Origin of the sequence: Mesorhizobium sp. LSHC420B00 (assembly GCF_000503055.1) — a bacterium.
GTDB lineage: Bacteria > Pseudomonadota > Alphaproteobacteria > Rhizobiales > Rhizobiaceae > Mesorhizobium.
On sequence record NZ_AYVY01000020.1, the window covers coordinates 54,422 to 77,181 of the forward strand.

At 59.8% G+C, this 22,760-nt stretch carries 24 protein-coding genes and 1 tRNA gene; 14 read left to right on the forward strand and 11 right to left on the reverse strand.

What is annotated here, in order from left to right; translation table 11 throughout:
* Positions 1 to 2: 2 nt before the first annotated feature.
* The gene (pstC, locus tag X760_RS63270; protein ID WP_156948166.1) at positions 3 to 968 is read right to left on the reverse strand and encodes a phosphate ABC transporter permease subunit PstC; all 966 of its coding nucleotides are present in this window, start codon (positions 966 to 968) and stop codon (positions 3 to 5) included.
* Between the two features lie 80 nt (positions 969 to 1,048).
* Positions 1,049 to 2,110 (reverse strand): phosphate ABC transporter substrate-binding protein PstS, encoded by a 1,062-nt coding sequence (gene pstS, locus X760_RS63275; protein WP_031194537.1) that lies wholly within the window; start codon positions 2,108 to 2,110, stop codon positions 1,049 to 1,051.
* Positions 2,111 to 2,771: 661 nt separating this feature from the next.
* On the opposite strand from pstS, the gene X760_RS63280 reads away from it, so the two are divergent.
* On the forward strand, positions 2,772 to 3,122 hold the full coding sequence (locus tag X760_RS63280) for a hypothetical protein (RefSeq protein WP_023720932.1): 351 nt from the start codon (positions 2,772 to 2,774) through the stop codon (positions 3,120 to 3,122).
* A gap of 91 nt (positions 3,123 to 3,213) precedes the next feature.
* Here the strand turns inward: X760_RS63280 and X760_RS63285 are convergent, their stop codons facing one another.
* The gene (locus tag X760_RS63285; RefSeq protein WP_023720933.1) at positions 3,214 to 4,206 is read right to left on the reverse strand and encodes a DUF2865 domain-containing protein; all 993 of its coding nucleotides are present in this window, start codon (positions 4,204 to 4,206) and stop codon (positions 3,214 to 3,216) included.
* A gap of 333 nt (positions 4,207 to 4,539) precedes the next feature.
* Between X760_RS63285 and X760_RS63290 the strand changes: the two genes are divergently transcribed.
* The gene (locus X760_RS63290) at positions 4,540 to 4,755 is read left to right on the forward strand and encodes a hypothetical protein (RefSeq protein WP_023720934.1); all 216 of its coding nucleotides are present in this window, start codon (positions 4,540 to 4,542) and stop codon (positions 4,753 to 4,755) included.
* A gap of 137 nt (positions 4,756 to 4,892) precedes the next feature.
* On the opposite strand, the gene X760_RS63295 is transcribed toward X760_RS63290, so the two are convergent.
* The 4 genes from X760_RS63295 to X760_RS63315 form a co-directional block, all read right to left on the reverse strand.
* Positions 4,893 to 5,297, reverse strand: a complete 405-nt coding sequence (locus tag X760_RS63295) for a hypothetical protein (protein WP_023720935.1) — start codon at positions 5,295 to 5,297, stop codon at positions 4,893 to 4,895.
* Positions 5,298 to 5,661: 364 nt separating this feature from the next.
* Complete coding sequence (locus tag X760_RS63305) at positions 5,662 to 6,552, reverse strand: glutathione S-transferase family protein (RefSeq protein WP_023720937.1); 891 nt, start codon at positions 6,550 to 6,552, stop codon at positions 5,662 to 5,664.
* A gap of 27 nt (positions 6,553 to 6,579) precedes the next feature.
* On the reverse strand, positions 6,580 to 7,161 hold the full coding sequence (locus X760_RS63310) for a VOC family protein (protein ID WP_023720938.1): 582 nt from the start codon (positions 7,159 to 7,161) through the stop codon (positions 6,580 to 6,582).
* 418 nt (positions 7,162 to 7,579) lie between these two features.
* Positions 7,580 to 8,020: an SRPBCC family protein gene (locus X760_RS63315; protein ID WP_023678521.1), complete on the reverse strand. Its 441-nt coding sequence runs from the start codon at positions 8,018 to 8,020 to the stop codon at positions 7,580 to 7,582.
* Between the two features lie 116 nt (positions 8,021 to 8,136).
* Here X760_RS63315 and X760_RS63320 point away from each other — a divergent pair, with 116 nt between their 5' ends.
* From X760_RS63320 to X760_RS63350, 9 genes are all read left to right on the forward strand, one after another.
* Positions 8,137 to 9,204, forward strand: coding sequence for an adenylate/guanylate cyclase domain-containing protein (locus X760_RS63320; protein ID WP_023720940.1), 1,068 nt, complete (start codon positions 8,137 to 8,139; stop codon positions 9,202 to 9,204).
* 337 nt (positions 9,205 to 9,541) lie between these two features.
* Positions 9,542 to 10,828, forward strand: coding sequence for a site-specific integrase (locus X760_RS0138865; protein WP_031194539.1), 1,287 nt, complete (start codon positions 9,542 to 9,544; stop codon positions 10,826 to 10,828).
* A 169-nt stretch (positions 10,829 to 10,997) separates the two neighbouring features.
* Positions 10,998 to 11,312, forward strand: a complete 315-nt coding sequence (locus tag X760_RS63325; protein ID WP_023720942.1) for a hypothetical protein — start codon at positions 10,998 to 11,000, stop codon at positions 11,310 to 11,312.
* Positions 11,313 to 11,597: a hypothetical protein gene (locus X760_RS0138870; RefSeq protein ID WP_031194540.1), complete on the forward strand. Its 285-nt coding sequence runs from the start codon at positions 11,313 to 11,315 to the stop codon at positions 11,595 to 11,597.
* Positions 11,594 to 12,028, forward strand: coding sequence for a hypothetical protein (locus X760_RS63330; RefSeq protein WP_156948162.1), 435 nt, complete (start codon positions 11,594 to 11,596; stop codon positions 12,026 to 12,028). Before X760_RS0138870 ends, X760_RS63330 begins: the two co-directional genes overlap by 4 nt.
* A gap of 107 nt (positions 12,029 to 12,135) precedes the next feature.
* Positions 12,136 to 14,376: a hypothetical protein gene (locus X760_RS73815; RefSeq protein ID WP_156948163.1), complete on the forward strand. Its 2,241-nt coding sequence runs from the start codon at positions 12,136 to 12,138 to the stop codon at positions 14,374 to 14,376.
* Positions 14,377 to 14,725: 349 nt separating this feature from the next.
* Positions 14,726 to 15,121, forward strand: coding sequence for a hypothetical protein (locus X760_RS63340; protein WP_023720946.1), 396 nt, complete (start codon positions 14,726 to 14,728; stop codon positions 15,119 to 15,121).
* Positions 15,122 to 15,324: 203 nt separating this feature from the next.
* Positions 15,325 to 16,695, forward strand: a complete 1,371-nt coding sequence (locus tag X760_RS63345; protein WP_051409723.1) for a hypothetical protein — start codon at positions 15,325 to 15,327, stop codon at positions 16,693 to 16,695.
* 66 nt (positions 16,696 to 16,761) lie between these two features.
* Positions 16,762 to 17,418, forward strand: a complete 657-nt coding sequence (locus X760_RS63350) for a hypothetical protein (protein WP_023720948.1) — start codon at positions 16,762 to 16,764, stop codon at positions 17,416 to 17,418.
* 52 nt (positions 17,419 to 17,470) lie between these two features.
* On the opposite strand, the gene X760_RS63355 is transcribed toward X760_RS63350, so the two are convergent.
* Positions 17,471 to 18,016: a hypothetical protein gene (locus tag X760_RS63355; RefSeq protein ID WP_198030529.1), complete on the reverse strand. Its 546-nt coding sequence runs from the start codon at positions 18,014 to 18,016 to the stop codon at positions 17,471 to 17,473.
* Positions 18,017 to 18,708: 692 nt separating this feature from the next.
* Between X760_RS63355 and X760_RS63360 the strand changes: the two genes are divergently transcribed.
* Positions 18,709 to 19,227: a hypothetical protein gene (locus tag X760_RS63360; RefSeq protein WP_023720950.1), complete on the forward strand. Its 519-nt coding sequence runs from the start codon at positions 18,709 to 18,711 to the stop codon at positions 19,225 to 19,227.
* A 101-nt stretch (positions 19,228 to 19,328) separates the two neighbouring features.
* Here X760_RS63360 and X760_RS63365 read toward each other — a convergent pair.
* From X760_RS63365 to X760_RS63375, 3 genes are all read right to left on the reverse strand, one after another.
* Positions 19,329 to 19,403 (reverse strand) — tRNA-Glu (locus tag X760_RS63365).
* 90 nt (positions 19,404 to 19,493) lie between these two features.
* Positions 19,494 to 19,901: a VOC family protein gene (locus tag X760_RS63370; protein WP_023720951.1), complete on the reverse strand. Its 408-nt coding sequence runs from the start codon at positions 19,899 to 19,901 to the stop codon at positions 19,494 to 19,496.
* The gene (locus tag X760_RS63375; protein WP_023720952.1) at positions 19,898 to 20,281 is read right to left on the reverse strand and encodes a hypothetical protein; all 384 of its coding nucleotides are present in this window, start codon (positions 20,279 to 20,281) and stop codon (positions 19,898 to 19,900) included. Before X760_RS63375 ends, X760_RS63370 begins: the two co-directional genes overlap by 4 nt.
* 26 nt (positions 20,282 to 20,307) lie before the next feature.
* On the opposite strand from X760_RS63375, the gene X760_RS63380 reads away from it, so the two are divergent.
* Both X760_RS63380 and rpoH read left to right on the forward strand, forming a co-directional pair.
* On the forward strand, positions 20,308 to 21,348 hold the full coding sequence (locus X760_RS63380) for an RluA family pseudouridine synthase (protein WP_023720953.1): 1,041 nt from the start codon (positions 20,308 to 20,310) through the stop codon (positions 21,346 to 21,348).
* A 186-nt stretch (positions 21,349 to 21,534) separates the two neighbouring features.
* Entirely contained in the window at positions 21,535 to 22,446 is a 912-nt protein-coding gene (rpoH, locus tag X760_RS63385) for an RNA polymerase sigma factor RpoH (protein WP_023720954.1), read from the forward strand.
* The last annotated feature ends 314 nt before the right edge of the window (positions 22,447 to 22,760 follow it).

Sequence of the window (22,760 nt, forward strand, 5' to 3'; positions counted from 1 at the left end):
GGTCAGACTCCCGTACGGGCGTCGATCCGCATCAGCATATAGCGGGCGGCGGCAAGGATCAGGAAAGTGATGACGAACAGGATCAGGCCGAGCGAAACCAGAGAGGAGGTGTAGAGATCGCCGTCGGCCTCGGTGAACTCATTGGCGATGGTCGCCGAGATCGTCGTGCCCGGCGCGAACAGAGAGGCGCTGATGCGGTGGGCGTTGCCAATGACGAAGGTCACCGCCATGGTTTCGCCGAGCGCGCGGCCGAGGCCAAGCATGACGCCGCCCATGATACCGATGCGGGTATAGGGAATGACCACGCGCCGGGTCACTTCCCAGGTCGTGCAACCGATGCCGTAGGCCGATTCCTTCAGCACCGCCGGCACCGTATCGAAGACGTCCTTGGTGATCGAGGTGATGAAGGGCAGCACCATGATGGCGAGGATCAGCGCCGAGGTCAGAAGGCCGATGCCGTAAGGAGGGCCGGCGAAAAGGCTGGATAGTCCCGGCACGCCGTGGAAGATGTTGATGATGAAGGGCTGTATCGTCGTCTGCAGGAACGGCGCGAACACGAACAGGCCCCAGATGCCGTAGATGATCGAGGGAATGCCGGCCAACAGCTCGACCGCTATGCCGATCGGGCGCCTGAGCGGGCGCGGGCAGAGTTCGGTGAGAAACACGGCAATGCCGATGCCGATCGGAACCGCGATCAGGATGGCGATGGCCGCCGTGACCAGCGTGCCGTAGATCGGCGCCAGCGCGCCAAATTTTTCCGTTACCGGATTCCAGCTTTCAGTCGTCAGGAAAGAGAACCCGAAGGACGACAGGGCCTGCCATGAGCCGGCAAACAGCGAGATTGCGACACCACCGAGGATGACCAGCACAAGAATTGCGGAAGCGCGGGTGAGTCCGCGGAATATGGCGTCTGTGAGCGCGAAGCGCCGCACCGTAGCTTCCCTGGCCCGGGCTGCAGATGATAGCATGGCATCGGAAGCGATGGTCATTGGGTCCTCGCGATTGAAGGCAACAGGGAGGGCGCCGTCGACGCCCTCCCTGGAGGAGATTACATAGCCGAGTAGAGCGGCTTGCCGTCGCTGCCGACGACTTCCTTGGCCCACATGGCCTTGACGCTCTCGACCACCTTGTCGGGCATCGGAACGTAGTCCAGCTCGCCGGCCATCTCGTCGCCCTTGTCGTATGCCCAGGCGAAGAATTTGAGCGCTTCGCCGGTGGTCGCCGCGTCGTCCGGCTTCTTGTACAGGAGGATCCACGTCGCCGCCGTCATTGGCCAGGACTCGGCGCCCGGCTCGTTGGCGAGGATGACGCCATAGCCCGGCTGCGAGCTCCAGTCGGCATTGGCCGCTGCCGCCGAGAATGCCGCCGCGGTGGGTTCGACCTTCTTGCCGTCCTTGTTGATCATATCGGTGTGGGTGAGCTTGTTCTGCTTGGCATAGGCGTATTCGACATAGCCGATCGCGCCGCCGGTCTGGGAGACGTTGTTGGCAACGCCCTCATTGCCCTTGGCGCCGATGCCCACGGGCCATTCCACGGCCTTGTCGACGCCGACCTTTTCTTTCCAGTCCGCGCTGACGTCGCCGAGGTAGTATGTGAAGTTGAACGTCGTGCCCGACCCATCGGAACGGTGAACGACCGCGATCGCCTGCGAAGGCAGCTTGACGTCGGGATTGAGCTTCTTGATCGCCTCGTCATCCCAGCTCGTGATCTTGCCGAGGAAGATGTCGGCCAGCGTCGGGCCGTCGAGAACCAACTCGCCCGGCTTGATGCCTTCGAGGTTGACGACGGGAACGATGCCGCCCATCACCATCGGGAACTGAGCCAATCCGGACGATTCAAGCTCTTCGCCTTTCAGCGGCGCATCAGAAGCGCCGAAGGTAACGGTCTTGGCTTTGATCTGCTTGATGCCGCCGCCGGAACCGATCGACTGATAGTTAAGCCCAATGCCGGTGTCTTTCTTGTAAGTGTCGGCCCACTTCGCATAGATCGGGTAGGGGAAGGTGGCGCCGGCGCCGGAGATGTCCGCGGCGAGCGCGGCGGACAGGGTGAGGGTAGTCGTCGCCGCAGCCATTGCAATCGCAACGGCCGCCGAGCGGATGAAATGTCTCATGTGGCCTGCTCCTGTTCGGAATATGGTCTCTCGGCGCCATTCCTCCGGCGCCCGCTGAGGCCAATAGCCCCCGATTATTACAGTCGCATGACAGTTTCATGTCGCTCCGGTAACGTCGTCCAGCCGGGTTAAGAAGGAACGGCCGCGGGCTTTGTCGGCATGGGCCGCGGTTTGCCGCTGGAATCAGCAGCTTGCGTGAATTCCGGCCGGCTTTGTCCGCTCGACGATAGCAGCCACTGACCTTGAGAAGAAAAAAGCCGGACGGGAGCGCGTTGCATGCAGCCAGAACGTGTCATGGCCGCGCCATCGCCGAAACAGGTCCGTTGGGGTAAATCTGACCCTGTTTCTTGCCGGCGGTCGCTGCTCCCGCCCGTAACTGGAGGAGCGGAACTTCGAATATCCCATTGTCGCGACTGAGCGCGCCATTGGGTATGGTGCGATCGCACCATGGCCTTACGCTGGAAGCGGTGACGAATCGCAAGGTTTTAATTCGCCTCGCGCTGGACCTCCATCCGCGCCCGACCCGGCGATCGATCTTTCGAGCGGGGCCTTCGACTGGAAGTGCGGCGATTTCTACTTCACCTTACCTACTCCCTCTGCACTATTCCGCCGGTTGTCGGTTGGGCCGAAGCAGCGTTATAAGCTTGCAGGGGTGTTGCTGATGTTTCGACGGATTCTGCCTGTCTTCCTGTGCCTGGCGCTGCTTCTGGGAACCGGCTGCGCGCGCAGCTATGACGGCACCGTGATCATTCCCAAGCCGCTCGATGTTCGCCGTTTCTGGGACCGGCCTTCTCCGCAGGCGCAAGCCGAACAGTCGCAGCTGGAGACCGATGTCTTTCCTGTGGCGCCTCAAACGCCGAAAAGGCCGGCGGTGCGCCGGAGCGCAGCTTCCGTTGCAGCGCCACGAAGGAAGGTCGCCAATCCGCCCATGCTGTCATCGGAGCCGGCGAAGCCGCTCACCTGCAGGAATGTCAGCCAGCCCGGCAAACGGGCCCGCATGGTCTGCGAATAACCAACCGGCCGTCGGTCGATACGTGCGGCTGTAGGCCTTGAAGCGGCTATCCGGCCAGCCGTTCGCCGTCTCGGGACATCGCCTGCCCTGGTCAGTCCGCCGGGAAAAAGGCCGGCCCGACCACTCTCACCGGCCGCGCGCCGATCGCTCTTTCGACCGACTGATGCTGGGCAGCCCCTGGCACCTCGGCAACCGGCGTTTTTGCCCCTGCGAGAGCGGTACCGGCGGTTTCGATCCCGGATTCAGGAATTTCCGCGACGATGCCAAAATCCGGCTTTGCCGTCGGCAACGGAATGATGGCGTTGCTCATGTTGGCCGGTGTCACGGTTCGTGCCCTGAGTTCGGCGACGCGCTGGTAATAGCGCTTGACGTCGCAGGCCTTGAAGTTCGCGTCGTCGCGGTACCTGAAGGCGGTCGCAAGCTCCACATAGGGCTTTTGCGTCTCGAGCGCGATCATCTCTTCGGTCTCGCGGGTGGCATCGCTCAGCGTATAGAGTTCGACGCCGGCATCGTCGCAGATATAGCGGCACTGATCGACCGTTTCCTTCAGATCGTCGTTCTTGGCGAACTGCGATTTTGGCGCGGGGAAGAAATATCCGTCCGACAAGCGAACGCAAAACAGCATCCGATTGCCACCCATTGTTGCGCCTGCGGACTGGGTTTTGGGTGCTGTGCGCTGCTGCGCCGGCGGCTGGTCTTGCTGCGCCTGCTGCTTCTTGGCAGCGGGGGCGGCGCAGCCCAGCGCGACGAACCTGGCCTTCAGGCCGGAGGTGTCCCTGCCCGAATTCGACAGTCTGGCGATCTGCCGTTGCACCTCCGCCTTGCTGCTTACGAGGTCGGCGCAGGGGTTGAAGAAGAACCCGGCCGTTTTCGCCGTGCATCGGCGCTGTCTCTCCAGCCTTTGAATCGCGGCGAGTTGCCGGCGTAGTTGGGCAAGCTCGGGGCTGGTCCCGGCGCCACGCCCCGCCGAAAGCAATTGGCTCCTGATCGCGCCGCAGCTATCCGCATAGGAGGAGGACGTGCCGAGCGCAACGGCTATTGCCGACACCAGCATCAGAATCGTGAGAAGCCAGAAGCGTGTCATTGGAGCGACCATTGTTCTTGTTGCGCCGAGAACAGGATTTCTTTGTCGACTATGGATAAGTACTGGCTAAATCAGTTTTACCTAATTGAAGTAGACCGCCCCGCCACCAGAGACTTTAGTTCTAGTGTATTATATCCACTGGCGTAAATTCAATATTACATTTTTATTTCAAGATTGAGACGAACCGGCAGCAACGCCGGCGAACTCGCGCCACGGCGAAGTTTGAAGCACCCGGCCGGTTCCGCACCGCGATCAATCCGGCGTTACCGGCCGGCCGTTGCTGAAACCTTAGCCCCAAGTTCGGCGTTGAGCGGCCAAAGGAGGAGACCGCAAATGTCGATTCATTTCACTGTCGCGGGCCTGACCAGGAATCTGTTCCATTCACTTGGGCTGGACCATGAACGCACACCGAGGCCGCTCGACCACGAGCAGAGGCTTTTGCTGGAGTGCTATCTCGCCGGCCAGATTCCGGAATCGGCCTGGAGCGACTATGTCTTCGAAATGCCGGAACTGGCGCGACATGTCGAGGCCAGACGAAGCCGCCACTAAAGCGCATCGCGGTCGACCGGGCCTCATGCGACGCGCTTAGGTTCTTGTTTTATGCATGTCGTTGTCGCAAAACCGCTGCACACTTTTGCTCGACATGCGCTAGATCCCGAAAAGTAGAATCCGGTTGTCGGAAAAGATCAAGGCGAAGCCTGCACCCGCGTTGCAGGCTGTTTTTGTTTGGGCGAGTTGAATTGCAGAGTGAACACCTTGCCCGGGATGCCTTCAGCCAGCGCCGGTGAAAGGCTCAACGGCAGGCAGTGGTCCACGGCCGCAATCGCCGCATCGACAAAAGCTTGCCGCGCCTTCTCGTCGCCGGCCACGCGGATGGCAGTCGGCTTGGGCCGGCCGATCAGCGTGCCATTGCGCCTGAAGCTGAAGCTCAGGGTGACGGTGGAGTTCCCGGCATTCGCTGGCGGGGTCCAGCACGCCTGGATGGCAGCCCCGACCTCGGGCATGGAGTTGAGCGTTGCTGCATTCGATTGACCGGCTGTGCCCGCCAGCATGGCGCCTGCAATCACCACCATTCCAGCAATGCTTTTCATGACAGGGCCTCTGTCCTTGAACCGCCCTCGAGGACGTGACTAACTTCGATGGTAGGGCCGACATCGGCGATGACAAGGTGCCAGCAACGCGCTTCATCAGCCATGCAGGCGTCGTGAAGCGCCGTCGGCCGCAACTTCGGCAGGGCTGCAACAAGCAAAAGGCCGGCGAGCAGCCGACCTTTGCTTTCCATCCGCGCCAGTACATCCGTGGTCGCGGGCTGGAGGTGGATACAGTAGAAAGGGTTTCGGTTAACGAAACCTTAAGCTCCCCACATCGTGCAAACAGGGGAGAGTAAAAAAGAATTACCCCAGATCGTTACCGGCTCCTGCAGAACGTACGGACGATCGCCGGCCTGCACGTGCCTCAGGCGTTGGCCTGCGACCGCACATAGGCGATATAGCCGCGCACATCGCCGGCCGGCTCGGCATAGGCCTTGCCGAGCTTCTTCTCGATCGCCGTCATATAGTCTTTTGCCCATTGGGGCAGCGCATAGTCGATGACGGCGAGGAACTCGAGCGTCGCCGCCAGACGGATGTCGGCGATCGACGGGTTCTTGCCGCCGATGAACGGCTTGCCGTTCCTGAAGAAGCTGTGAAACACCTCCAGCGGCTCGGCTATCGCTTCTATAGCGGCCTTTTGGGCTTCCGACTTCTTGTCGGGATGAGCGTCGCTGTGGCCGACCTCGCCGGCATATTGCGGGAAATTCAGTGCAGGATAGGTGGCGCGCGCCACATAGGGGTAGAGCGTCCCGATCAGGTAGAACATGGCGCTGTCGATCATTGCCCGCTTGGCCGGCGCCTTGGGATATAGTTTCTCCAGCCCGTGCTTGTTGGCGAGGTACTGCATGATGGCGCAGCTTTCCCACAAGACACCTCTCGGCAGGCCCTTGTCCTCGATCATCGGCGTCAAATGGGCCGGGTTTCGCGCCATGTATTCAGGCGAGCGCGTGTGGCCCCATACGTCGGTCTCGGAATGGTCGAGCCCGGCCGCGCGCGCAAACACCCGTACGCTCATATTGTTGACGCTCGGCTTCAGCATGCTGAGCATCAGCGCGGGTTTTTTCGCTGATTTCGCTACGGCCTTCCGCGCGGACTTCGCGGATGCCTTGGCTGCAGGTTTTGCGGCGGCTTTCGTTGCCGACTTGGCGGACGCTTTCGACGCCTTGGCTGCAGGCTTTGTCGCGGCCTTGGCAACTGGTTTCGGAGCGGCCTTGGCGGCCGGCTTCTTCGCACTCTTCGTTGTCGTCTTTGCCATTGTGTCCTCCCTTTGTTTGGCCTGTCGTCAGTATGGATCTTTCGGAGCGCGGTCTTCCGACAAGGTCGCGCGGGAGCGCTCGACAAGCGCCTGGATCGCGTCGGCGAGATGCACCTCGGCTATTGCGTAGTCGCCGCGCGCGACGCGGATCTTGTGCGCCTGCATCAACACGTCGGCATGGGTGAAGCCCGCCGGCGGCTCGAAACGGTAGGAGGCGAGCTCGATCAGCAGGCCGAGCGGATCCTCGAAGTAGATCGAGTCCATGAAGCCGCGATCCTTGACGCCGCTGTGCTTGATGGCGCGCTCGTCGAGCCGGCCGACCGCCTGCAAAAAGGTGACGCGCGACACCGCGAAAGCGATGTGATGGACGCAGCCCGTATCGGTTGGCGTGCGCCGCTTGACCGGCGTGCGGCTCTCGTCGGTGAAGACGGTGATCAGCCGGCCGTCGCCCGGATCGAAATAAAGATGGCTTTCGCTGGCTTTGTCGAGGTTGGGCTGCTCGAAGATGAAAGGCATGCCGAGCACGCCTTCCCAGAAATCGATGGAGCTCTGGCGATCGGCGCCGACCAGCGTGATGTGATGGACGCCTTGTGATTGCAGCTTCTGCATCTGACTCCTCCCGGCCACGCCGTCTTGCCGCCGAACGGAAGTTCGGATGCCCAGTCGCGCTTGGATCAGCGCCCGGCATGTGACCGCGCCCGGCCTCGCTCGCCTGCGCTCCGCATTCCGCATCCTGCAGGAGTGCGGCCGGAGCTTTGATGAACGGATGCTAATTCAATCCGAGGCGTTGCGCCAGAAGCGCTGAGTTTCAAGAACTCCACGCAGGCGCCAAGAGCGGCACCGGGATCGCGGACGCCTTCGCCGAGCTCGCCGAAACGATCCGTCGCCGGCAGCTGTAATGGTGCGGCAGCCCGCAGGTCGCTGGGTTTCCCGAGCGGCCGGTTTGGCGACGGCAGGTCAAAGGGGCCTCGTTGACGCATGCCGCGCCTGGTTCGGATTACGGGCATCCGCGGCCCTTAGATGAAAATCACATATTCTTCATCGGCACGTCGGGATCGACATGTCCCCCATCAGCAGTGATCTTCAGCCGTGAGAGGTAGTGCTCCCATCCCCTTCGGTGGCTGTCACGCTCCTTTGCGTTCGGCAGTCCGCTGTGCGTGAAGCGGATCAGTGTCCCCGCATCCCTCGCGATCAGGTCGATCTCGACATGGCTGGAGCCGGGCGGCACGGTCTCGTTGTCTTCCCAGCCAAAACTGTAGGCAAGACGGTGGACCGGGATCACCTCGGTGAACTCACCGCGGGCCATATGGCGACCACCGACATTGACGAGGAACAGACCGCCCGGCGATGCATCCAAATTCGCTTCGGTCCCGATCCATCGCACGATCTGGTCCGGATCCGTCAAAAGCGCGAACACGGTCGCTTGTGGCGCGGCGACCTCAATCTCTGTGTAAACCGATTCCGCCATCGCTCACTCCAGGTCACATCCGCATCGAATGCCGTGCATGATTGAAGCGAATGTGGGGAGTTGCAAGAAGATGTTCGAGGCGTAAGCATAAGCCTGTGCCGAGTGACCTTCTACCGATGCTTCTCGCAAACTCGCTTTCATTCCTTCTGGACGACGCCGCGCATATTGGCGACGGTGGGCGACTTCTATTGCAGCTCTCAACGCATTTGATGGAAGACGGCCTGCCGATCATCGCCGGCGCGCTGGCGCAGGATGCTCCCGACCCGATCATTTCACGCCGCATCTGGCTCTGGCGAGCGCCTGGGAATGAAGTGGTCGAGGCTTTGGGCATAGGCGCCGACCGCCAGAATGCCGATCCCCGGCTCGTGCTGCGGGAGTGGCTTGGCACGACGCGGGCGATGGTGTTCGACGAGCGAGCGGGCGGTGTCGCACCGACTTTGGTGTGGGCGTTCGATCATACTCCGGATGAGGCGCAGTCAGAGCTGCTGCGGCAAATCTCCCGGTTTGCTGCGGCTCCGATGACCGCACTCGCAGAACGGTCCGCGAAACGCGCATTGCTCGAAGCATATTTGGGAAAGCGCAGTGCAGCACATGTGCTCAACGGTCATTCTCGTCGAGTAAAGGGAGAGACGATACGGGCCGCGCTTCTGTGCGCGGACCTTCGAGGTTTCACCGATCTATCCGAGGTTCATGATGCAGACGAGATCGTATTGGTACTTGATGCCTGGTTCGATTGCGTCGCCGGCGCGGTGCACGCATTTGGTGGTGAGGTTCTCAAGTTTATAGGTGATGGCGTCCTCGCGATTTTCCCGATTGGCGAGCGCGATGCAAATGCCGCATGTGACGCTGCGGTACGCGCCGTGAAGGCCACGCGCGCCGGGATAGATCATCTCAACCAAACTCGGCGCCGCAATGGCGGCCCTGAGCTCGGATATGGCATTGGCCTGCATGTCGGCGAGATACTCTGGGGGAATATCGGCACTGCCGGCAGGTTGGACTTCACCGCTATCGGCAAGGCTGTAAATCTTGTCAGCCGCATCGAAGGGCTGTGCAAGCCGTTGGGACGGACGGTGCTCGCGTCGACAGTGTTCGAGGCAGAAACTACCGAGCCGATGATCGCCATGGGCAGTCATCCGCTCGGAGGAATAGCAGGCGCGCAAACACTTTTCGGCTTACCGGAATAGATCGAATGGTTGAGCGCGCCGTGGATGTGTCGTTCGCAGCATATCTTGGTATCGTGCGAAGCCATGACTGAGCGGCAATGAGCCAAACCCGCCGCGACCCAAGGCGATGGATCGGATTGATGGTTTGCGGAGAGCTTGGAGAGACTTGGTACGCCCAAGGGGAATCGAACCCCTGTTCCCGCCGTGAGAGGGCGTCCGGACAGCCTTTCCGAGTTTTTCCGGGTATCCAAAAGCCATGCAATATCATATACTTGGTTGAAATCGAACCAAAGCGAACTCCGGCAAACTCGGACGGATATTTGGTTCATATTTGTTCCGAGTTGTGATGGAGGGCGAAGTGCCGAAGACCGTAAAAGACGCGAAACTGGATAATCCGACCGCGAGAAAGGCGCTCGCCATTGGTAAGCGGCCTCATTGGAAAACCCTCGTTCCGGAAAGGCTTCATCTCGGATACCGCCGCAAGTCTAGGGACGCGGCCGGCGTCTGGTTGGTCCGGCGCTATGTTGGCCGTGAGCGTTATCGGGTGTCCCTCCTAGGAACGGCGCACGAGACGGCCGACGAGAGCTCAAAGGCCCCGGGCACGTTCACTTTCGAGGAGGCCCAGAAGCTCGCCCTGCTGCATCGCAACCTTGTCGAGGGCAGGCCGAAAACTGCGAACCTGACTGTTGCCGAGGCCGTTGAAGACTACATCCGCTATTTGAAGGCCGAAAAGAAGAGCGGCAAGGACGCCGAAGGCCGCGCCAACGCCCTCATCCTTCCAGTGCTCGGCAAGTACAAAGTGTCCGAACTCACGAAACGGCAGATAGAAAAATGGCGCGACGACCTCGCCAAAAAGGGCCGGCTCCTTCGATCCAGGAAGGGCAAGGAACCGAAGACCGCCAAGGCTCCTGAGACCGAAAATGAAATTCGCGCCCGCAAGGCGACAGTCAACAGGACGCTGACGACCCTCAAAGCCGCGCTCAACCGCGCCTATGCCGAGAACGACGAAATTGCCGACAAGCCGGACGCCTGGCGCACGGTCAAGCCGTTCGGGAAGGTCGACGCCGCGCGCCCGGACTTCCTGTCGGTCGCCGAGGCCCAGCGTCTGATAAATGCGGCCGATCGCGCCTCCGGCTTTCGGGACCTCGTGCACGGCGCGCTCCTAACGGGGTGTCGCTATGGCGAGCTATGCGCGCTCAAGGTCCGCGACTTCGCGGGCGGCAAGATCATGATCCATACGTCGAAGTCCGGGAAGCCACGCACCGTCCGCTTGACTGAGGAAGGCGTGGAGTTTTTCGCCGCGCTCGTTGCAGGCCGCGCTGGCGACGAGCCGATGTTCCGCCGCGACGGCTCCGAAATATGGAAGGAGTCATCGCAGGGCCGTCCGATGCGGGAGACCTGCAAAGCGGCCAGGATCGTCCCGGCTGTCGGCTTTCATCAATTGCGCCACACTTGGGCTTCCTTGGCGGTGATGAACGGGACGCCGCTGATGGTCGTGGCGATGAACTTGGGGCACCGCGACACGACGATGGTTGAGCGTCATTATGCTCACCTGACCTCAAATTTCATCGATGAAGCAATCATGGCGGGTGCGCCGCGCTATGGTGCTGTTGAAGTGAGTAACGTCACCGCAATCCACAAATAAAAGAAAAGTTCTTTTATACCGCTTTACTTCGGAGACGTTCTAGAGGAATCTCTAGGGGTCTCCGCAGCGGATAGGGGTCCGCTAATAAGTCGCCTTCGACCACGAGACACCAAACGGCAGAAGAGCATCGACGCGCTTTACCGGCGCGCGCTCCCTATGGAGTGTTCTCATGGATGAGACGAATGAAGCGCCGCGCGCCGCGTTCACGATTCGGGAATTCTGTAAACGTAACCGCATTAGCCCCAACAGCTATCACAAGGCCAAAAGCGCCGGCACTGGCCCTTCCGAAATGCGCATTCCCGGCACAACCATTGTCCGTATCAGCGCAGAAGCCGAGCGCGCGTGGCAGCAGCGTTTGGAAAACCCGTCGCCGGAAGATGCCGCCGCGATTGAGCGGGCTCGGAAACGGATGGTCGCCAAGGCCACCCATTCGGTCAACGAGCGCGACCGCAAGAACGGCCGGCGCCAGCGGAACGCAGCCTAAATGTCTGAGACTGTCGCCGCCGAACCTGGCACCGCTATTACTCGTGACATTGTTTCCCAAATAGCCGCCGCGCTGGCTGTCGGTTGGGGCGCGATCTTGCGCGCCGATCTCGTCGCCGCTCAACAACGGCATGGCATTTCGGACGAAGACATGGTGGCCGCTCGCGAGCTTGCGATCGCCTACCGCGCTGAGATGAAGGTCGGCAAGGTGCCTGCCGCCGTGACTAGCTATCGCTATGCGCTATCGGTCGCCAGAAGCCGGAAGAAAAAGGAGCGTACGCGATGAGAGATTTTCCCGGAACGACTATTTCCGTGGCGGGTTCAATGGTTGCCTATTTCGAGCAACCGTACCGGTCGCGCGTTCTTGCCATTTTGGCCAAGGCATACGGATTTTCCGCCACCGAACTCCGCCAAATTGAACAGGAAGCGATCTTGGGCGAGCGCTTCTGGGAGGATGATGAGGATGAGGCCGACATCCTTCGCCAGTGGGCGATCTTAGAAGCCGCCAATTTCGTCAATCAGGCCCTGTTTCCGAGCGTTCGAAACACCGAAAAAGTTTGGTGGTTGTGGCGCAATTTTGAGGGCTGGCTTGAGTGCGTTTTCGATCTTGATGACAGAGACCTCGAAACGGTTTTCATCATCGCGCGGCATTTTCGCTCGTCGCCGAGAAACTGGCCTATCGCCTACGAGCCGGTTGTCGATGTGGTGCCAATATAGAAAAAAACTGCCGGGCGATGGATGTAACCCGGCAGCAGTGAACGTCTCTCGATAAATGCAGGTCAATGCGGCTCTGATCTTATAAGCTTTTACTCACGAGGTAAAGCTTGAAACGATCCGCCGCGCCTTTAAGTGAATTGGATGCGGCGATAATGAATGACGACTATTTCGCGAGAACCCCTGCTTGGACAGCAGATACCAAAGTCGACGCCACTTATTATTACAAAGACCGGTTCAGCAACATCTGCTACCGGAAAGAACGTGGCGTTCCGAAGACATTCCGCGTAAGCCGGCCGTCGACCGAGCGTGGGCCAGAATGGGTTGACGGTTTAGATGGCACAGAGCGATTGTTGTACCGCTTTCCTGAATATCTGGCCGCGCCCACCACTGCTCCCGTTTTCATAACGGAAGGGGAGAAAGACTGTGATGCAGTTCGAGGCATTGGCTGTGTCGCCGTGACTTGCGATGGGGGAACTGCGCCCGGAGTGTGGCACGACGAATTCTCCAAGGAGCTTGCTGGACGCGATATCATCATCCTGCCTGACAACGATCAGCCAGGGAAATGGCATGCCGAACGTGTCGCTCGATCAGTTAAGCGACATGGTGCGAAGAGTGTTCGCGTCTTGGAGCTCCCGGAACTACGGGATGACGGCGGTGATGCTAGCGATTGGATAGAAGCCTGTCGCGGCGAGTTCGGATACAAGAAGGGAAACAGGAAGAAGGACGGCAATACTTCAGCAGCCAATATTGCGATCAAGAAGGAACTGATGTCATTGGCCGATCGCTGCGTGCCTTGGAAAATGACCATCGTCATTGCAGCCGGTAAAGAAGATCGGATGCTCGCTGACGCGGAGGAGGCGCTTAGCATAGAGCGACTGCCCGTATTCGATCGCGGCGGCATTCTGGTCACTCCTCGCGTCGAGACAGTCAAGTCGAGACGCGGCAGCACAACGAAGGTCGGCCGTGCGGTAAAACTGTCGGCCGTTAATCTTGCCGTTGAGTTCCTATCACCGGCGGCGAACTGGATCCGCTATGACCTCAAACAGAAGAAGTTTGTTCCTGCCAATCCGCCCCATCGAACCGCCGAAGCGTTGATTCAGAGGGGCGGTAGCCACAAACTTCGCAAGCTTGCCGGCGTGATCTCTCATCCGACATTTCGCCCGGACGGTAGCATACTAACTGCCGCCGGGTACGATCCGGACACGCAATTGTACCTTATAGACCCGCCGCCGATGCCACCCATCTCGGACAAGCCGACAAAGAAAGACGCCGAAAAATCACTGTCGCTGTTAAACGACCTCCTCGTCAAATTCCCGTTTGTAGATGATGCATCGCGATCGGTAGCGCTATCGGCGATCCTCTCAGTCATAGCTCGCGGGGCATGCACCGCTGTCCCCATGCATGTCTTTAATGCTCCCGTCGCGGGCACCGGGAAATCTGTACTTGGCGATACCGTCGCGGCCATCGCGTTTGGTCAGCCAAGCCCAGTGATCTCGGCCGGTTGGAATTCGGATGAACTTGAAAAGCGGATTGCGGCCGAAATGATTGCAGGCCAAGCGATCGTCTCGATTGATAACCTGAACGGAATTTTGCGAGGTGACGCCCTGTGCCAGATGCTCGATCGTCCGTCTGTCAACATCCGGCCACTAGGCCGTTCGGAAAGCATTACGATTGAGAACCGGGCCACCGTAGTCGCCAATGGGAACAATCTCCAACTGTCCGGTGACATTGTGAGGCGGGCGATCTCCTGCATGATGGATGCTGGTATGGAGGACCCGAACTTTCGAACTTTCAATTTCCATCCGGTGACGCGGGTGCTTGAAGATCGGGGCAAATACATTGCGGCGGCGCTGACCGTCGTACGTGCCTATTTCGTTGCTGGAATGCCTGATCGATTGCCAAAGCTTGGATCGTTCGAAGAATGGTCTGACCTTATAAGATCGGCACTTGTCTGGCTGGGTAAAGCCGATCCTTGCGCGACGATAGAAGCTGCCCGCGACAATGATCCTGAGCGTTCAAACTTCGTCAGTGTCATGATCGCCTTACGTGATGATGTAGGTTTCGAAAAGCCACTCAGCACAGGTGAATTGATCGGGGAGGCGATAGGTTCAGCATCTGGCCTTTTCGACGGTACGGTCAAGCTTGAAGCGATGAGGCTTGCTAAGCCGGCGTTGCGCGCCGCGTTAATGGTCATTGCGGGCGATCGTGGCAGCATATCGAACCTTCGCCTCGGACATTGGCTAGCTCGCCATCATGGACGCATCATCGATGGATGCCGGCTGGAGGGGGCCAATGACAAGATTGCGAACCAGAAGCGCTGGAAAATCGTCCAAGTTGGCAAGCCCTAGGCAGTGGTCCAGAATGAGATGACAGTTACCGGAGTTCCGGGGTTCCCGGGGTTATTTCGAGCGAGCTATGGAATTTAGCTCCTCTCCCTTTTTTCAGCCTATGACCATAAATTCTCCGGTATCTCCGTATCTCCGGTAGTTCTTTACCCCCTCTCGGCTTGTGGAAACCAAGCCCCAAAGACACGCCACTTCCCCAGAATTTTCCTGCGCAGGCATCCCTCGACTAGGCTGCTTCGCCTTCGTCAGGCGGGAACGGAACTAAGACAAACTCCAGAAAACCTACAAAAATCAAGACTTTATGGCTCTCTCGGGCGATTATCAGCGCTCCCGAACAAATATCCGAGCAAATATGCCCGCGAACCGCCCGCCCGCCGCTAAGCTCGCGCCTACCCAGCGCAGCGCCGTTACCAACGGCCGCAAGCTGTTCATCGAGGGAGACGGGAACAGCCCTTGGTCTCGTCGGTACAAGGACCTGTGCTCGGAGCACGCGAGCGACCTTGGCGGGGCAGAGGCGTTGTCCCAATCCCAACTCTCCCTCATCCGCCGCGCCGCCACGCTGTCGGTCCAACTCGAACAGATGGAAGGCCGATTGTCGGAAGGCCTCGACGCCGACATGGACCTCTTCGGCCGGCTGGCCGGACACCTTCGCCGAATCTTGGAAACATTGGGGATCGAGCGCAAGGCCAAGAACGTCACACCCACCCTCCAGCAGTATCGCGCCCAGCGGCAGGCAGGTGGCCTGTGATCCACGAGACGATCGACGATGCCCTAGCTGACCCGCTCTTGCTCGGAGCCGCCCTTGGCGATCTCGCGTCATGGGCAACGTGGCGCTCCATCTTTCGCGCCGCGTGGGGTCAGCCCCTCACGGAGGATGAGCTAGACCTCTTCGCCGAACTGGCAGGGCCAGGTCGATCCCCGCCCACCGAGCGCGTCCGTGAGCTTTGGGTTTTGGCAGGCAGAAGAGGCGGCAAGTCGAGGGCAGCAGCCCTCATCGCCAGCTACATCGCGACACTCGACCATTCGGGCAAGCTCGCTCCCGGCGAAACTGGCTTCATTGTCGTGATGTCTCCGACGAAGGACCAGTCCAAGACAATCTTCAATTACATTAAGGCCTTCTTCGCCGCCTCCCCAGTCCTGCGCCAGATGGTCGTCAACCACAACAGCGACGAGATCGAACTGGACAACCGCATCACGATCGCGGTTACAACCAACTCCTTCCGCACAGTTCGCTCCCGGACCTTGCTCGCGGCCATCTTCGACGAAACGGCATTTTGGCGCGACGAGACCTCCGCAAACCCCGACCAAGAAATTTATCGGGCCACCATCCCGGCGCTGATCACCACCGGCGGCATGTTGATCGGCATTTCCAGCCCCTACAGGAAGATCGGCCTGATCTACCAAAAGCACCGCGACAACTTCAACAAGGACGGCCCGGTGTTGGTCATCAAGGCCGACACGCGCCGGCTCAATCCGACGATCGACCAAGCTCGGATCGACGAGGAGTATGCAGCCGATCCCGAAGCAGCGGCTTCCGAGTGGGGCGGCAATTTCCGCAACGACATTTCCGCGCTCCTTGACGATAACTCCATTGACCGGGCGATCGATCCGAACCGCCCGATCCAGCTTCCGCCGCAGCGCGAGCACGACTATTTCGCCTTCGTCGACGCCAGCGCCGGACGTCATGACGCCTTCTCAATGTGCATCGGCTACACCGAAGGCTCGCGCTTCGTCGCCGCCGCGATCGTCGGCCGCAAACCGCCCTTCGACCCGAACAACGTTGCCGAAGAATTCGCCAAGCTGGCGAAGGACTATGGCTGCTCCAGCGTCACCGGCGACAACTATTCGGGCGAATGGGTCGTAAGCGCGTTCGAAGCGGCAGGCATGGCCTATGTCCGCGCGCCGGTCCCGAAGAGCCAGCTTTACGTCGAGGCAGTGCCTTCCTTCGTCCGTGGCGCGATCTCGTTTGCCGACCTGCCAATTTTGGTCCGGGAGCTCCGCCTCCTCGAAAGGCGCACCCACCGCTCCGGTAAGGACAGCGTCGACCATCCCACTTCTGGCTCGGACGATTACGCCAACGTTTTGTGCGGGTGTCTTTACATCGCGAAGAACGATGCCGACGCACCGCAGATGCAGGTCGGACGATACGGCGCTGGGTCCGGGGGCATCCCTGTCGGCTATCATGAGCCGGCGCCAGAAAATGGATCCATGCTGTTCAGCGGCGTCGACTACATCAACACCGGCGACGGCAGCATGGACCGCGATTCAATGCGGAACTCCTTCCGTGACGCTTACCTCAACCTCATCAAAACTCAGGAGTAAAACGCCATGCGGCACCTAATCCAAGGAACAACACCAGCAACGTTGAGGGCCGCTGGCGTAAGGCATTTGAACCATGAGAAAAACGTCCCGGAATTCGACCTTCTGGGCGCGGGCATCGAGCGCATGGGCGAGCTCCATTCGGCCTTGGCCAAAGTCCGGTCCACCACCGATCGCCGCCAAACACCGGAAGCGCGAGCGTTCGAATACAGAAAGTTGCACGATCAAGCGTTGGCAAAGATCGGGTTGATCACCCAGCAGGCGCGGAAAGCCCTGAGCGATCGCCGCGAACGCCTCCGCACGGAAGCCTTCGAAAAGTCGGGCCTGAACGGCAAATTTCCTCAGGCCGATGAGGTTCGGCAGGTGTTGCGCGGCCTTTCGCAAAAGGAACGCGATGCCGAAATCAACGCCGCCATCGATCGCGGCGAATATTGGGTCATTGCCTGCATCAGGGGTCAGTCGCCGTTGCTCACCGGCAAGATCGGCCTTCCAATGTCGGTCATCGAAGACTTGATTATTTCGCGAACATCGCCGGCACTCGACACCGAGCTTGAGGACCTCAAAATTGCCGAGACACACCTCAACATCGCGGTCGACACATTCGCCCGCGAAGCCGAACGGATGCGCGATGTCGAAGCGGAAGGCCGCGCCTTTGAGGACGCCAAGGCGATGACTGAAGCCACCGCCGCTTTCGAGAAAGCACTGGGAACGCCGGCGCAAACGTGAGCGTCACGTTCGTTCCAGGGGGGGTCGCGCGCGCGAGAGCGGGCTCGTCGGACTAGAACAAACGAAATTTCTTATAAATCCCACTCCACCATTCGGACGGTTTGGTAGCGCGGACGATTGGAATACAAATTGCTTCCATAGCGGCGATTGCTTCCTTCATCTTGTCGGCAATCACGTCAGGATCGCTCGTACCCGCCCATATTTTATTGTCGAACGATCGGCTTGTTTCGGGATTCAACCCGCGTTCATCTCTGAAGAGCGCCTGGTACCTCGTCGCTGCTGTTGCGCGAAAAGTTCGGACAGCTTCATCTACCGGGCGGAATGCGTCTGATGCTGAATCACCGAACAAAGCTCTCATCCGAAATCGATAAGAAAAGAATTCCGACCAAAATTCGGATTGGGAATTAAACCTTGCTAATGGAACAAACAGATGGTTTCGGCGATCCGTCTCTCGTTCAGTTTCGCCTTCTTCTTTCGCTCGGCCCTCGCCCTCCTGAGAGTACGACATTGGCGACCTCAGCACATTCATCTTGTGTTCGGCCTCGTAGAATATCTCGATGACTTTTTGGCATAGCTCGATGTCGCGCTTGCCGGTCATCTCTCGCTTCCACGCGTGGAGACCATCGAAGGCAGCGTATATGCCGGCCCCCGTAGCGACGGCAGTCAATACCGATTGAATCGTGTCTAGCACAGCACCCTCCCGCGAAGCGCTATCCTACTGAGTCTCGAATACGTGGCTAGCCCCATCTATCTCTGTGCAGGACGCGCGCGGACGATCCGGCGCACCGGATACACAGGGCGAGGCGAACGCCTGCCTACGGCCGTAGTTTTCGATCTTAGCAAAAACGCTGACCGGGTTCCCTCACACTCCCATATGGAGCACCGGGAGCACAGTGGAGCACATTCGGATAACAAGATAACATGGGAGCACGGGCAAAGCAGCGTAACTCGTTGATTTCGCTAGAGAAGGAACTTTAGCGCAAAGGTAAACGGCTTTCGAGTTGACATCATATGTGCAAAGATCGGCAATTGAATTGCCGTTATATGCAGATCGGAGATACCGCGAAGCACCAAGTAAACCATTGAAAACATTGGAGAATTACTCTTCATTTAGGCAGTTCAATCAGTTCGGCGTCCAAACCCGAGCTGCAGAACTTCTATAACGGCTGCGGTGTCCAAACCCGCAGCCAACCTTCTAGCGGCTCCGGCTTCCAATCCCGAAGCCACCTTCACTAACGGCTGCGGGGTCCAAACCCGCAGCCAACCCATTTAACTTAGGGAGCGCAAAAAATGAACGCAGCAAGAGCCGTCGCAAAGAAGACGATCGAAGACAAGCAGGCGGAGCTTCGAAAGGAGGTCTTTGGCCTATTAGACCCCGAGCTTACATGGTCGCGAAAAACGGCGAAGGGGTTCACCACCATTCCTCGCACCATGCCACTCATCGGCGCAATCATGGATGCGTTATCTGGCAAGGGTAAGCCGGTCGCTAGGACGTTCCTAGAACTTTGGTGCAGGAGTAATGATGATGGTTTCGTGACCCTGAGCAAGCAAGCAGAAACGGCGTTCGCCTCCGGCTTCTCCGGCGAGCGGACAGTGTCTACATGGAAGGAGCGGGTGAGGAGATTGGAAGAATTGGGATTTCTGATCACCAAGCCAGGTGTGTCAGGTAACCTGCACTACGTCCAATTATGGAACCCATACATCGTCATCAAATATCATAAGGGTCAGGACACTCAGGGCTTTCGAGCCGATCTCTATCATGCGCTATTCGAGCGCGTGCAGGATATCGGGGCGCGAGACCTGGACTGATTCCCGCCAAACTGCCGATTTTATATTTGGTCGGATATTTGTTCCATCGAAACGGTCTGTGACCATCTCGAAATAACAGATAGCGATTTCAATGAGTTACTTGGTACGCCCAAGGGGAATCGAACCCCTGTTCCCGCCGTGAGAGGGCGGTGTCCTGACCGCTAGACGATGGGCGCGTTCAAGAACCGGCGATATAGGCTGACGGCTGGCAAAAAGCAACTAGGCTTAAGGCTGCCTGTCGCGCCGGTGAAATATCCGCTGCAAGCCTAGCGTTTTGGCTCGATCAGGTCCCAGAGATTGCCGTAGAGATCAGCGAAAACCGCCACAGTGCCATAGGTCTCGTGCCGGGGCGCCTCACGGAATTCGACGCCCTTTTCGAGCATCAGCGCATGGTCACGGGCAAAATCGTCGGTTTCGAGGAACAAAAAAACCCGCCCGCCGGCCTGGTTGCCGACGGCGTCCGTTTGCGCATCGCCGGATGCTTCGGCCAGAAGCAGCCGCGCCCCCTGCCCGTTGCCTGGCGTGATCGTGACCCAGCGTTTGCCGCCGCCGAGATCGACATCTTCGGTGAGGACAAAACCCAGCCGGTCGACATACCAGGCGATCGCCTCGTCATAATTTGCGACGACGAGCGCGACCGTGGCAATGCTGCGGTGTTCGGCAAAACCGGTCATTTGTTCCTGATCGAAAAACGGCCGACGATGCGTCGTTCGGTGATGTCATAGACGAAGATGGCGCGGCTGCCGTCTGCCAGCTCGGCGTCGATCGACAGGCGATTGCCGGAGAGCGATTGACTGACCACCCTGGCGCCGACCGGCAGCACGATGTCGCCATTGACCGGTTCGCCGATCGGCACCTGGATGTCGCTGCTCAGCGGAGGGCTGACAGGCGGTGCATTGCGCGCTTTGTAGACAAGCGCCGCGATCACCACCATAAGGGCGAGGAACAGCAGGCCGAGATTGATGGCGACGAAGCGGACGAGCTTCCTCCGCACCTTTTCGACCTCGGGGTCGAGCGGCTTTTCCTCGTCTTCGTCGGCAAGCGGCTGGGCCATGGCAGCAGATTCCGGAACTGTTTTCGATGAGCGCTCATAACGAAGAGGTCAGACAATTAATAGGGGCCAGACAGATCGTGCTGGAGGCCGGCGCCGATGCGGCCGGCCAACGGCTCGACCAATGGCTGGCGGCCAGGCTCGGCCCCGACATGTCGCGCAGCCGGGTGCAGATGCTGATAAAGCAGGGCGCGGTCAGGATCGGCGGCAGGCCAGCCAGCGAGACGAAGCGCAAGATGGCACAAGGTGACAGCGTGTCGGTCGACATGCCGGAGCCGGAACCGGCGGAGCCGCAAGGCGAAGATATTGCGCTGGATGTCCTCTACGAGGACAGCGAGCTGATCGTCATCAACAAGCCGGCCGGGTTGGTCGTGCATCCCGGCGCCGGCAACTGGACCGGCACGCTGGTCAACGCGCTGATCCATCATTGCGGCAACAGCCTGTCGGGCATCGGCGGGGTGAGACGGCCGGGCATCGTCCATCGCCTCGACAAGGAGACCAGTGGCGTCATGGTCGTCGCCAAGACCGATCGCGCCCACAAGGCGTTGTCGGAGGCCTTTGCCGACCACGGCCTGACCGGCGATCTCGAGCGCGCCTATCTGGCGTTGGTCTGGGGCATACCGGCAAGGCCGACGGGGATGGTCGACGCGCCGCTCGGCCGCGCCGCCGACCGGGTACGCCGCGCCGTGGTGCCGCAAGGCCGCGACGATGCCCGCCACGCCATAACGCATTTCACCGTCATTGAGCGCTTTGGCGAGCAGCAGCAGGAATTCGCCACGGCGAGCCTGGTCGAATGCCGGCTGGAAACCGGTCGCACCCACCAGATACGCGTCCACATGGCCCATATCGGCCATCCGGTGATTGGCGACCCCGAATACGGCCAGGCTTTCCGCACCAAGGCCAACCGGTTGCCTGCGCCGCTAACCAGCAAAGTGAAAGCATTTCCGCGACAAGCGTTGCACGCCCGCCTCCTTGCATTTCGGCATCCGGATACCCATTTAACGATGAGGTTCGAAGCACCGATACCGTGGGACATGGAGAACCTCGTCGACGGCTTCCGCAAGCTTTGAACCACCACCTGAAAACCTGACCGGCGTTGTTCACTTCAGCGTGACACACTGTTTCGTGTTGAACAAATGCCTGTCTTTCTGGTTTTGTTCCTATATATGTCGGTTGGCGCGAATGTGCCTTTGGCATTCGCGCCACATGCCTGCCGCGTTTCGGGGGCATCACTCCAATAGAGAGGGGGCGCTATAATGGCCCAGTCACTACCCAGTATCGTTTCCGGCGAAGGCGGCCTCAGCCGCTACCTGGAAGAAATCCGCCGTTTTCCGATGCTTCAGCCGCAGGAAGAGTACATGCTCGCCAAGCGCTACGCCGAGCATGAGGACACCACGGCTGCGCACAAGCTCGTCACCAGCCACCTTCGGCTCGTCGCCAAGATCGCCATGGGCTATCGCGGCTACGGCCTGCCGATCGGCGAGGTGATCTCGGAAGGCAATGTCGGCCTGATGCAGGCCGTCAAGAAATTCGAACCGGAGCGCGGCTTCCGTCTCGCCACCTATGCGATGTGGTGGATCAAGGCCTCGATCCAGGAATACATCCTGCGCTCGTGGAGCCTGGTTAAGATGGGCACCACCGCCAACCAGAAGCGCCTGTTCTTCAACCTGCGCAAGGTGAAGGGCAAGATCCAGGCGCTCGACGAAGGCGATTTGAAGCCCGACCAGATCACCGAGATCGCCACCCGGCTGAACGTCTCGGAAGCGGAAGTCGTGTCGATGAACCGTCGTCTGTCGGGCGACGCCTCGCTCAATGCGCCCATCCGGGCAAGCGAAGGCGAATCCGGCGAATGGCAGGACTGGCTGGTCGACGACCACGAAAGCCAGGAAGAGATGCTGATCGAGCAGGACGAGCTGGAAAACCGGCGCGGCATGCTGTCGGGCGCTCTTGCCGTGCTCAACGACCGCGAACGCCGCATCTTCGAGGCGCGCCGCCTCGCCGATGAGCCGTTGACGCTGGAAGAGCTGTCGGCCGAGTTCGATATCAGCCGCGAGCGCGTGCGCCAGATCGAGGTGCGCGCATTCGAGAAGGTGCAGGACGCGGTCAAGGCCGCGGCCAAGCGCCAGATGCAGGCGCTTCGCACCATCGAGGCGCAGCCGGCGGCGTAAAGCCTCCCGATAGAAACAAATAACGGCGGCGCCACGTAACTGGCGCCGCCTGTATTTTAGAGGGTTGCCAGTTCCGCGGCGCCTTCGCGGATGTCCGATCCACTGCCACAAACTGCTCAGTAGCCTCGCCATCGTGTCCGCAGACGATCTCATCGATAGCGGCATTACCGCAATTTTCCCCAAGCCCTGGAAACCGCAACGCTGCAAGCTGTGGCGGCAATGTTCCGGCGCCGACACGGGCTTCCGTTGCAAAATTCCACAAGGCGGCGCTTGCGGCAGGCGGGCGACAACGGGCCGCCGGGCCGCGCCGGGCA